This is a genomic window from Paenibacillus sp. FW126-R14, from assembly GCF_058789495.1.
Window position 1 is genome coordinate 1 of the sequence record NZ_JBYTBS010000009.1, and the last position, 11194, is coordinate 11194.

The window sequence follows — 11194 nt, forward strand, 5'->3', positions numbered from 1 at the left end:
TGTCCACAAAATAGACCCTCAAGTTAAAATAGGGACGAATCAAGGATAAACGACTTCGTAGTCCTTTTAGGACGAGCGCGTTTGTCAAGGTAGATGCGAAGCAAAAGTATAAAACTTATACTTTCTTATCTACTAAAGAAAACCTAACCTGCGGCTGGGTCCTTGTCTAAACTCCGTACGTTTGCGTGTGAGGAAGTCCTGTCTCTAATCACGTTTCGGACCTAGCAGCCGTTATCTTCGTGAAAAGCGCGGTGTCTCTCTGCTAACAGACACTAGAGTCCTTATTTGCTCATTAGGAGGAGAAATCAGCCCCCAAATGAGCGAATAACAGCGCTGGTGTCCGTTACATGCTCGTAGGGTTGCTCTCCATCGCATTAGGGCCACTCAGTCCGTTAGCGAGGACAAATATACTGCGCTAACGCCATTACGTCTGCTCGACCAAAGGCAAGGTGGAGGTGCGGTTGTAAGCAGAAAGAAGCTCGTACACTTCAATACGCGCTATACGCTCACTATGCTGCACTTTGTGCAACATAGTGCGGGCATCTTGCGGCTAGAGCTCTCTCTCATTGTACAAAGTACAATGATTTCGCTAGATTTGCGCTGAAAACTAGCTTTTGAGGGTAAATGGTTGTATAAAGTGCAATATAGCTGCCGGAGAAGCGAAAATATGCCGATATCGTTGCACAAAGTGCAATGTAGCTATGTTGTTCAAAGTGTTCAGAGTTGCAAAATAGCAATACTATCCGAAGTTAAGATGGGAGCGAGGAAGTACAGGGTAAGTACCGAGCGCGAGGTGAGGATCCGTTGTGAGGATGTGTTGTAAGCATGCTGAAGCGTGTGGGCTTCAGCATGCACTATGCAAAAAAGAGACCAGCCTCATATAGATTCATCATCTACTTGAGAATAGTCTCTTTCTTTTCAGGCAAAATGGACCTAAATGCGGGGCATTGCGTAACTACAGAGTTTTACTAGACCGCGAAGCTGAAGCTGCACGCAGTCTAATAGGATCCGTTTTAGTTAGTACACATGCTAAATCCTTCACGCCGTTAACGTTGTTCCTTATAATGCTCTTTGATCGCCAGGAACTCGTCCAGGTGCTCTAAAAAAAGATCCACGACAACAGGATCGAAATGACGGCCGCGTTCCGTATTCAATAAATCCAGCACGCGATCCAACTCCCATGCTTTCTTGTAGACGCGATCGCTGCAGAGCGCGTCAAACACATCCGCCACCGCCGTGATGCGGCCATAGAGGTGAATAGACTCGCCGCTGAGTCCTTGCGGATATCCTGTGCCATCAAACCGCTCGTGGTGCTGCTGGGCGATGACGGCTGCGGCATTCAAAACTTGCTTGTTCGAATGCTTCAGCATCTCATACCCCAGATTGGAGTGGGTTTTCATGATTTCGAATTCTTCTGTGGTCAGTGCGCCGGGCTTGTTCAGGATCGCATCCGGAATTCCGACTTTCCCCACATCATGCATCGGTGATGCCAAACGAATGACTTCCGCTTCTTGCTCGGACAGTCCGTATTTCAGCGCCAATAAGCGCGAATATTCAGCTACTCTCTTCACATGGTGTCCCGTTTCCCGGGATCTTGTTTCCGTAATCTCACCCATGGTGTAAATAATTTCCTGCTGTGTGCTTTCCAATTCCTCGTTCAAATATATATTCTCAAAAGCGACGGAAACGTTCGTACAGTAAATATCAATCAAATAACGCTCCCACTCGCTAAGCTCTTTAAACCCGTTCATATAAATGACGTTTTCCATCCCCATTTTGCTTTGGAAATAAATCACAAAACGGTCCGAGGCGAAACTGCTTTTTTTGGTTTGAAAAGCTTGTTCAATCTCCTCGAGAACGTGCAAAGGAACGACATCGCGGGCTCTTTCATCCTGGTTGGACGCATAATCGCCGCTGGCCGCCAAAATATAAATGTCCTCGACTCCTTTAGTTACAGCAAAGGAGCAGTGCAGGGCGTTTTTATGTAAATTCACAATGGAAGTCATCTGCGTCAAAACCCCTGAAGCAAACTTCTTCATGGATTGAAGCTCGAACAGCGTAGCGGAAGATTTAATGATTTCCTCCAGGCCTGATCTGCTTTTCTCAATCGTTCTCAAGTCCCGGTAAGAGCGCAGCGCGGTAACGACGGTCGTGAACAGCTTTTGAGTCGTCAGCTCGGTTTTTTCCTTATAATCATTAATGTCATATTCCATAATGACCGTACGTTCAGGAGCTTGCCCTGGCTGACCCGTACGTAAAATAATACGAATCGCCGTATTTTTCATTTCCTCGCGTATATATTTTACAATTTGAAGCCCGGCGTCTTCCTGCTCCATAACCACATCAAGCAAAACTAAGGCCGCATTGGGCTGCTGCCGTAAAACTTGCTTAGCTTCTGCAGCGGAGTATGCACTGTGAAGCTCCAGCTTTCTGCCGTCAAATTCAAAATCTTGCAGAACCATCTTTGTCACTTGATGAACTTGTTTTTCATCATCGACAATTAAGACGATCCACGGATCTTGTTCCAGTACCGCGTCATCCGAGGTAACGTCCTCTTCTTCATCAGCAAATAGAAGTTCATCCTGGTCCATTAACCCATCCTGTCTTGTCATAGCTCGGACTCCTCCTCTTTTGGAATCGTAATAACAAATAAACTTCCTTGCCCTAATGTACTATAGCATTGGATAGTGGCATTCAACGATTGCGTAACGAGATTATAAACGATATTCATGCCCAAACCGGTTCCGCCTTTGCCACGGCTTGTCGTGAAGAAGGGATCGAATATTTGATCGAGCACGGTCTGCGTCATCCCTTTGCCATCATCGGAGTAAGCCAGCACGATATGATCTTGCTGCTCCGTGACACGTAAGCATAAGCTTCCTTCTTCTTCCGGCGCATAGGCATGGTTCAATGAATTCATCACTAAATTCGTAATAATTTGGGATAAAGCTCCCGGGTATGTATATAGATTCAGACGGTCGTCGCAATAGACGTCCACACGAAGTCTTGTTTTCTTAAGCGAGGGCTTCAAGCTGGCAACGATGCCCTCCAGATATTCCCGCATCTGAAAGGTGCGTTTCACCTCAACACTTTGATCCACAGAAATTTGCTTAAAACTGCGTACTAAAGAGGAGGCACGTTCCAAATTCGACTGCACCATGGCATTCGTTTCTCCGATCACGGAAAGGAACTGCTCCAAATCGGACTTTTTCATCTTGCCCGTCTCATACAAGCCCCGGAAATCCTTCGTCTTCTGATCCAGATAAGATATCGCCGTAACGCCGATTCCGATTGGTGTATTGATTTCGTGGGAGACGCCGGCCACAAGATTCCCTAAGGCCCCCATTTTCTCCGACTGTACCAGCTGGTCCTGCGTAATCTGCAGCGTATTCAGCGCATACTGCAGCTCCTGATAGCGCTCTTCCAAATTTGTGACCATATCGTTGAATGCTTCGGATACCTCCATAATTTCGGGGGAAGTCTGGAACTGCAGCTTCGGCAGCTCTCCTCCCTGCTTGACGATTACAGCGGCTTCGCGAAGCTTTTTTAATGGGCGAATGACGACTTTCCGTAAAATAAGCCATAGCATAGCGGATAAGACAATCGCAATGGACATGCCGACAATCAAAATGAGTTTCGTACGTTCCTTAAGCAGCTTGGTCTCCTCGGAAGAGTCTAAAATGACCTCCACAGCTCCGACAACGCCCCCATCTTCTTGCAGCGGCGCAATTAAGCGGACAACCGGTTTGTTGCTGTGAGCCATAGGAAGCCGGTCGACGAGCGTTTGGTCCTGCTTGGGGATGACGACGTTTGCCGGATCCAGACGATCCCCGACGATCGCGCGATCGGAAGCTGCCAATATGGTCCCATCATTGCCGTACAACTTCAGCTCGAGTACCCGGCTGTTTTTGTATTGAATATAATCAAAAATTTGTTGTACGTCCGTAACTGAACGGGACTCTTCATACCGTCCGTTGATCGCGATGGTCATGCCGCTGATTTGGCTCACATAGGCTTCTCTGATGGATTGATTCAAACTCATGGTGTCGAAGACCATCATCGTCGAAACCATGACGACCGTCACTGAAGATATAAGAAATACAATTCGTTTCTGTAAACTGATTTTCTTTTGCATAAAAGGCATAGGTATGAGGGCTCCTATTTCACTTCAAACGTGATCGTTTTGCTAACGTCGTAAGGGGTATGATCGTTGTTATGCAGGGACACCTTGACTTCATGCGGGCCTTTGCTTAAATGGTCGAACGTTTGCTCCTTGTCCGTCGCGATGATCTTCTCGCCATTATCCAGGGAAATATGAACATGTCCTTCTCCCTGAACACGTTGTTGATTATAATGCTCTTTGGATAGCTTCAAATCCGTAGTCAACTGCAGGGCAGCAGTGTCTCCGTTAACAGCCGCACTGACCTCTAACGTAGGCGTATAGGTATTTGCCGGCGCCGTGCTCGTTTTCGCTTTCCCGCACCCGGAAATCAAGAAGGTTAGCGCGGCAAGCAAGCACACGCTTTTACAAACTTTCATCTTTTCAACCCCTATGTAAGCGCTAATTGTCTATTCATGTCAAAAAAAAGCTATCCTCTCTAGCTTATGAATATTCATACGGTTTGTCCACTTATATTTTGGAAACAATCCCCTCTGCGATCGCATTCATTCTTGTATTCACAATTTTCTGACTTTCGTTGTCGAATAATCATGAGAAGTCTCATAATTTGCGCTTCCCCAGGAAATAATTTCATTTCCCTATTGTAGAATGATTTCCCCATGTTTGGAGCAATGTAGTAAAGTCGCTGTTCACTTTCAAATAATTCGATTCCTAGGAGGCTCTCCCCTATGTCCGACACCCGTGAGTTTTCGATGCAGGTCCAACACGCCATTGATGCAGCAGATCAAGCCATCCGTCTGGCTCAAGACGCTGAGTATAAACTGCAAAGAGCTATTGTTCAGTCTCATCCTCAAGATATCCAGTCTGCCCAAGCCGCTCTCACGCAGGCCAAGCATAAAGTCAGGGATGCACAAGCGCAGCTTCAAACTTACGATAACGAGCAATATGGACAGCAAATCCAGCAAACGATGGAGCAATTGACACAAGCTGCTCAAGACGTCGAGGCCAATCAGGTGAAATTTCACACCCCTAAGCAAATTCGATAGGTCGGTTTTAGGTAAAAAGTGATCGAAATTCGATCGCTTTTTCTTTTTATATAAACAATATGTTAAACTACGTAGGAAGGTTTTCAAGTTATTTGGGGAGGCACTACATTTCATGCTCGTTATCGGAATTGCCGGTGGTACCGGTTCAGGAAAAACTACGGTTGCCAGATCGATCATCAACAAGCTGGGATCCACGAACGTAACATTAATTTCTCAGGATAATTACTATCTTCATCATAGTGGTCTTACGTATGAAGAACGGGAGCGCATTAACTACGATCACCCTCGTGCATTCGATAATGAACTGCTTCTTAAACATCTGAACGAACTGAAAAACGGAAATGCGGTCAATATTCCGGTCTATGATTTCGCGCAGCATGGCCGCTCGAAAGAGACGATCCGAATTGAGGTTAAGCCTATCGTACTGCTTGAAGGCATTCATGTGTTAACCGATGAGGAGCTGCGCGGCGCTTTGAACATCAAAGTGTTCGTCGATACGGACCCGGATGTCCGGATTTTGCGCAGGCTTTCGCGTGACATCAATGAACGGGGGCGCACGCTGCAATCGGTCTTCGATCAGTATTTGACGACAGTGAAGCCGATGCACGATGCTTTTATCGAGCCTTCCAAGAAATATGCGGACATAATCATTCCCGAAGGCGGCGAAAACCAAATCGGCATCTCCATGCTGACGATTTTGACTGAGCGGTATATGACGGATCAGGCGGCCAGCTACGAAATAGGCTAACAAAACAAAGACACTCTTCCCTTAACTAAGGTTGGAGTGTCTTTATTTTATGCGGAATTTTCACGGCGAAAAATAAGTCCGGATAGGGCAAATATCACATAAATAAGGCTGAGCATATAAAAAATACTTGCTGCGTTCGAATACCGGATGGCTAGCCCCCCGATTAAAGGGCCGGCAATGCTCCCTACACTGTACTGGATTGAGGCCAGGACGTTGGCTGTAGGCAATAAATGCTTAGGTAAAATATCTGCCGCGTAGGCGAGCCCAAGTGAAAAGAACGAACCGACCATCCCTCCGGCAATGCCGAACAACACGCCGATCCACCAGACATTCGCTCCCGCAAACGGGATACATAGAAAAGCAGTAGCACCGATAAGTCCGGATGAAATAAGAATTTTCTTCCGCCCGATGCGGTCACTCCAAATACCGAGCGGCAGCTGCATAATGAGACTGCCTACCCCGATGACGGGCAGCAGGACTCCGATGCTAGGCTCTGAGAGGCCGATGCGCAAGCCATAAAGCGGAAAATTGCTGTTCATCGAGGCTTCCATATAGCCGTAAAGCAGCGAAGTGATGAGCGGGAACCATGCGATGGCCGCCACTTTGGTTGCGCGTTTATGCACGGGTTCCACGCGTTCTCCCCGTTCAGGGCGTTCATTAGTCAGCTTTGTCAACAGCAGCAGAACGAAGAGGAAAAAGCTGCTTGTGGTCAAAAACGGCACCCAAATGCCTGCTTTGAGCAGCGTAATCCCGATTGGCCCTAAACTAAACCCTATGCCATAAGCCATGCCATACAACGAAATATTCCGTCCTCTGTGCTCTTTAGGGCTTGACGTTACAATCCATAATTGCGTGGCATAGTGCAAGGCGCTGTCCCCTACGCCAACCAACAAACGGAGAGCAAACCAAAACCCCGCCTGCTGCCAAGCAGGGAACAGACAGGTGGCCGTGATAATGAGCCCCATCCCAACCATGATGACCGGCTTGTAGCCGAAGCGCCTAACCGGCTTCTCTATGAAAAACATCGTCGAGAAGATCCCGATATACAGCGCAGCCGCGTTCAAGCCATTTGCATCCGCAGAGACGCCCGAACGATCCAACAAAATCGTTAGCAGCGGCAAGAGCATGCCTTGACTCATGCCCGCAACGATAATAACCATAATTAATATGGTTAATTTATTAGGAACAAGCTTATGCTTAAGCGCCGTTTCCAAAACGAACGGTTTCCCATCTTTGCGCATATTCCGTCAGTCTACCATGGAGTGGAACATGGAACTGCTCGTTAATGTAAAGCCTTAGATTTTTAATCCATTCCTTAAAGGACGGATAAGTGACGAAAAGATTAGCATAGCGGTCACTTAGGCATAAAAAATAAGGTCCTGGCGACTTGTCCGTCAAAAAATGAAGCGAAGTATCCAGCGGGGTATATTTCTTCCGCTTTCCTTCCCACGTGTCCAAATCCAGCTGTACCGATGAATTCGTTTGTTTAAGCAGGCTTTCCAAATGCTTCACCCTCGCATGATAGGGAGCTTTGCTTGGAATGTCCATTCTGCGGAGCGTTTCTTCGTGCTGTGGATAAAAAATGGCCCGAACAAACTTTTTTTCCTCCGCCCATGCCGCAAAAGCTTGCATGTCGGCTTCCGTCCAATCCTCAAATGTTTCGAACACAAAGATGGTGCCTTTGCGAGTTTGTGCCGGGGGTTCGTACCCAAAGGGCACCTTAATCTGCTCTCTTGCCATTCGTGTCCTCCTCTAGTTGTCATAGCTTGCTCACACTTGCCTAGTACACTATTGTAGCATACCCTTAAAGTTCCGCGAAATCAGTGCCCGATTGGCTTTACCGCGCTCATTGCGATATACTTTCTAAGTAATAATATTCAATTAAGGGAGACCTAAGAATGAGAGATCCACGACTTCAAACTTTTGCCCGCAACATTATCCGTTATTCGGTAAGTCTTCAACCTGGAGAAAACATTTTGATCGAAATGATCGGCGTCAAAGATCCTGAACTTGCCAAATGCTTTATCGAAGAAGTATACGCCGTAGGCGGCAAGCCATTCATCGAGCTGCGCGATCCTATGATCACAAGAAGCTTGCAAATGAAAGGCACACAAGAGCAGTTCAGCCAGTGGTCCGAATTTGAGCTCGCACGCATGAAGCAGATGGATGCTTATGTTGCAGTTCGCAGCGGAGACAACATTACGGAATCGTCGGATGTTCCGGACGAGCAAATGCGCCTTTACTTGAAATACTTCCAACGCCCGATCTTCGACGAGCGCATTAACAATACCAAATGGTGCGTCATGCGCTATCCGAACCCTTCCATGGCCCAACTGGCCGGCAAAAGCACGGAGGAATTCGAAGATTTCTACTTTAACGTCTGCAATCTCGATTACAGCAAAATGGCGGCAGCAATGGAATCGCTTGTCCAGCTTATGAATCGCACGGATAAAGTTCGTCTTGTCGCCAAAGGCACGGACATCTCTTTCTCCATCAAAAATATCGGCTCAGTCCCATGCTCCGGCCTAAGAAATATTCCGGATGGCGAAGTGTATACAGCGCCTGTGAAAGACTCTGTCAATGGTGTAATCAGCTACAATACGCCGACAATTTACTCCGGCACTTCTTTCGAGAACATTGTTCTTCGTTTCGAAAATGGCCGCATTGTTGAAGCAACGAGCAATGACACCAAGAAATTAAACGATATTCTGGATACGGATGACGGCGCGCGTTATATCGGTGAATTTGCAATCGGTGTGAATCCTTATATCAAACATCCGATGAAAGACATTTTGTTCGACGAGAAGATTGACGGCAGTATCCACTTCACGCCTGGCCAAGCCTATGAGACCGCGGACAACACGAACCGCTCATCGGTTCACTGGGATATGGTATTGATCCAACGTCCTGAATACGGCGGCGGAGAGATTTATTTTGACGATGTGCTCATTCGTAAAGACGGCCGCTTTGTCATTCCGGAACTTGAAAAACTGAACCCGGAAAACTTAATGTAATAAAATAAGCAGTTGAAGCTCCGGAATCTGGGATTCGGGCAGCCTCAACTGCTTTTTCATTACTAACCAAGCCAATGGAATTGTATGCCATCGGGGGATTCGTCAACAATTGGCCGTACGGATGGAATGAGCCGTTCGGCATCTTTCACAAGCTCTTGCTTGGCCGCCGACCAAGCCGATCCTTGTGATCCTTGAATCTGTACCTCTGCGCCTTTGGGAACGAAAGGAAACAACTGCTGCACATCCCCATTCGTCAGCCTTATGCAGCCGAGCGATTTATCCGCGCCGATCGAGCTCTCGTCGTAAGTGCCGTGCAGCGCGATGGCACCGAGCCCCAAGCCCGCTTCCCCGTAGCTCTGAGCATGGCTTCCTTGAGGGTTTTGCACGCGGTCTATTACCTGGAAACGGCCTTGCGGCGTACGATCATTCGAACCAAGACCGATTACTTTATCCCATAAAATATGATCTCCGCTAACAAGCTTAAGCTGATGTTCCGCTTTGTTGATTTCTATATGCACCGGTTCATACGGCGTATTCGCTACGGCTTCTGAATTGGCATAGAACATCTGCGCGGGGTCTGCCGCGCCTGACGCATATACCCAACCCCCTGTCCCCGTGAACGTCGCTGAGATGCCATTAGAGCCCGTTAACGCCTCTAGTGGGATGAAACTAAGGTAGTTGTTAGGATAATCCTGCAGCAGCGCTTCCAGACGGTCTGGCGGGCGCCCATTGTCCTTTATGTACGCTTCCAATGCCGTTCTAACTAAATTAGCACCAAACGCGCTAAGCGGTTGGTGCCTTTCAAATTCGGCATTTATGAAACGGATTCTTACCCTGTCATCTGTCTCGGGATGATACTGCGCAACGACGATGGCGCTCTTCGTTAGTGCTTCATCCTTAAGCAGCATGGTTTTTCCAATACTTCCGCTGTCCTGTGAAAGGACCCCGTAAATAAGGATGTTCGTCTTCGGCATTTCCTTCGCCAGCTCCAGAGCCTGTTTATGCAAAGCCATTTCAATGGCCTCACCCTTCGTCTCGGGCGCCAGGTACATAACGAAAGGAGCGTCTACCGTTTCATAGGTGATGTCGCTTCCAACGCCCCAAATCTTCATGGAGGATATTGTTTTGTAGAGCGGCTGATTTCCCGCAAACAAAACAACCAACAGAAGATTAAGCACAAGCAGGACGAGGAGCAGCGTTTTCATAAACGGCGGCAATATTCGCTTCTTTTCCTCCGGAAAAGCTTTCTGCATGTTCAGCGCATGTGCCGCTTGCTCGTCTTCAATGTGACGAATGGCTCGATTGGCAGCGGAGTAAAATGGCGACGGATACGTTCGAAGCACTTCCTTGTAATGAAAAATCGCCCGCTTTAAATTCCCTTTCCTTTCAAATTTTTGCCCGATCTTATAATGAGCTTCCGGTGAAGTCGCATCCAAATACCGGATGACCTTCTCATAATACATAGGATCGGATGGGGAGATGAACAAGTTTTTGCGCAAATGAATGAGATTGTCATCGAGGTGGTTTCGAAATCGCTGGGTTCGGCGTATCATTCGGCTCCTCTCCGTTCGCTAAATTCGCTTGTCCATTCTCGCTGTTCGATACAATTAGTATCTCTGATACATAATGTATCATGTTAGAGTCGTACTGACAACCCCTTTATCCCTTCCTGAAAGAACCAGCATGAACCCCGTCTATTTAGCAAAAGCTGAGTCTCGGAGGTGATAATGATGAGTGGGAGAAACAGCAAACCGCGAAATAACGGACCGGCGGGCAGCCCTTCTCGCTTGGATCAATTCGGTGAAAAAGCCGTCCAACAAGATAAACGTGAAATGAAAGAACGCAACAAAAAGCCTACTTGTTAAACTCAATTGAAAAAAGACGCCCTCCCCGCGAGCTTCGCGGTAAAGAGCGTCTTTTCCTTTTGTACCGTGTATTAATGTGCCACTTGATTGTACGTCATGATCCAAATGGAGCCGGCCACGATCGTCACGAGAATAATCAGGCCGAAAATCAGCGCCATAATGTTCCAGCGTGCGTTCTCGCCTTCTTTCACATGCATGAAGAAGAACAATTGCACACCGAATTGCAGGATGGCCATGAGGAGAATCAATACCAATGTCCCGGTTTTATTCAACATATGGTTCATGACTGCAACCAGAGGAATGATCGTTAGAATGATCGAAAGCGCGAAGCCGATGACATAAGACTTCAATGAGCCATGCGCATTATGATTCCCATGCGAGTTTGTATGGTTTCCGCCCAT

General features: G+C 47.4%; 11 protein-coding genes. 4 read left to right on the plus strand and 7 right to left on the minus strand.

Annotated elements, in window-relative coordinates:
* Nucleotides 1-1046: 1046 nt before the first annotated feature.
* From AC3WRW_RS08480 to AC3WRW_RS08490, 3 genes are read right to left on the minus strand one after another with little or no spacing between them, the layout of a single operon-like run.
* Nucleotides 1047-2612 (minus strand): DUF3369 domain-containing protein, encoded by a 1566-nt coding sequence (locus tag AC3WRW_RS08480; RefSeq protein ID WP_492545899.1) that lies wholly within the window; start codon nucleotides 2610-2612, stop codon nucleotides 1047-1049.
* The gene (locus AC3WRW_RS08485) at nucleotides 2609-4144 is read right to left on the minus strand and encodes an ATP-binding protein (RefSeq protein ID WP_492545900.1); all 1536 of its coding nucleotides are present in this window, start codon (nucleotides 4142-4144) and stop codon (nucleotides 2609-2611) included. Before AC3WRW_RS08485 ends, AC3WRW_RS08480 begins: the two co-directional genes overlap by 4 nt.
* 14 nt (nucleotides 4145-4158) lie before the next feature.
* Entirely contained in the window at nucleotides 4159-4539 is a 381-nt protein-coding gene (locus AC3WRW_RS08490) for a hypothetical protein (protein WP_492545901.1), read from the minus strand.
* A 309-nt stretch (nucleotides 4540-4848) separates the two neighbouring features.
* Between AC3WRW_RS08490 and AC3WRW_RS08495 the strand changes: the two genes are divergently transcribed.
* Both AC3WRW_RS08495 and udk read left to right on the plus strand, forming a co-directional pair.
* Complete coding sequence (locus AC3WRW_RS08495; protein WP_171685819.1) at nucleotides 4849-5166, plus strand: hypothetical protein; 318 nt, start codon at nucleotides 4849-4851, stop codon at nucleotides 5164-5166.
* A 112-nt stretch (nucleotides 5167-5278) separates the two neighbouring features.
* On the plus strand, nucleotides 5279-5914 hold the full coding sequence (gene udk / locus AC3WRW_RS08500; RefSeq protein WP_171685818.1) for a uridine kinase: 636 nt from the start codon (nucleotides 5279-5281) through the stop codon (nucleotides 5912-5914).
* A 47-nt stretch (nucleotides 5915-5961) separates the two neighbouring features.
* On the opposite strand, the gene AC3WRW_RS08505 is transcribed toward udk, so the two are convergent.
* Nucleotides 5962-7155: an MFS transporter gene (locus AC3WRW_RS08505; protein ID WP_492545902.1), complete on the minus strand. Its 1194-nt coding sequence runs from the start codon at nucleotides 7153-7155 to the stop codon at nucleotides 5962-5964.
* Nucleotides 7112-7654, minus strand: a complete 543-nt coding sequence (locus AC3WRW_RS08510) for a hypothetical protein (RefSeq protein ID WP_492545903.1) — start codon at nucleotides 7652-7654, stop codon at nucleotides 7112-7114. The genes AC3WRW_RS08505 and AC3WRW_RS08510 overlap by 44 nt, the downstream gene beginning before the upstream one ends.
* 158 nt (nucleotides 7655-7812) lie before the next feature.
* Between AC3WRW_RS08510 and AC3WRW_RS08515 the strand changes: the two genes are divergently transcribed.
* Entirely contained in the window at nucleotides 7813-8928 is a 1116-nt protein-coding gene (locus AC3WRW_RS08515; protein WP_492545904.1) for an aminopeptidase, read from the plus strand.
* A 62-nt stretch (nucleotides 8929-8990) separates the two neighbouring features.
* Here AC3WRW_RS08515 and AC3WRW_RS08520 read toward each other — a convergent pair whose 3' ends face one another.
* A complete protein-coding gene (locus AC3WRW_RS08520; RefSeq protein ID WP_492545905.1) occupies nucleotides 8991-10481 on the minus strand; it encodes a L,D-transpeptidase family protein in 1491 nt (496 codons plus the stop codon).
* A gap of 177 nt (nucleotides 10482-10658) precedes the next feature.
* Between AC3WRW_RS08520 and AC3WRW_RS08525 the strand changes: the two genes are divergently transcribed.
* Nucleotides 10659-10793, plus strand: coding sequence for a hypothetical protein (locus AC3WRW_RS08525; RefSeq protein ID WP_492545906.1), 135 nt, complete (start codon nucleotides 10659-10661; stop codon nucleotides 10791-10793).
* A 71-nt stretch (nucleotides 10794-10864) separates the two neighbouring features.
* On the opposite strand, the gene cyoD is transcribed toward AC3WRW_RS08525, so the two are convergent.
* A complete protein-coding gene (cyoD, locus tag AC3WRW_RS08530) occupies nucleotides 10865-11194 on the minus strand; it encodes a cytochrome o ubiquinol oxidase subunit IV (protein ID WP_492545907.1) in 330 nt (109 codons plus the stop codon).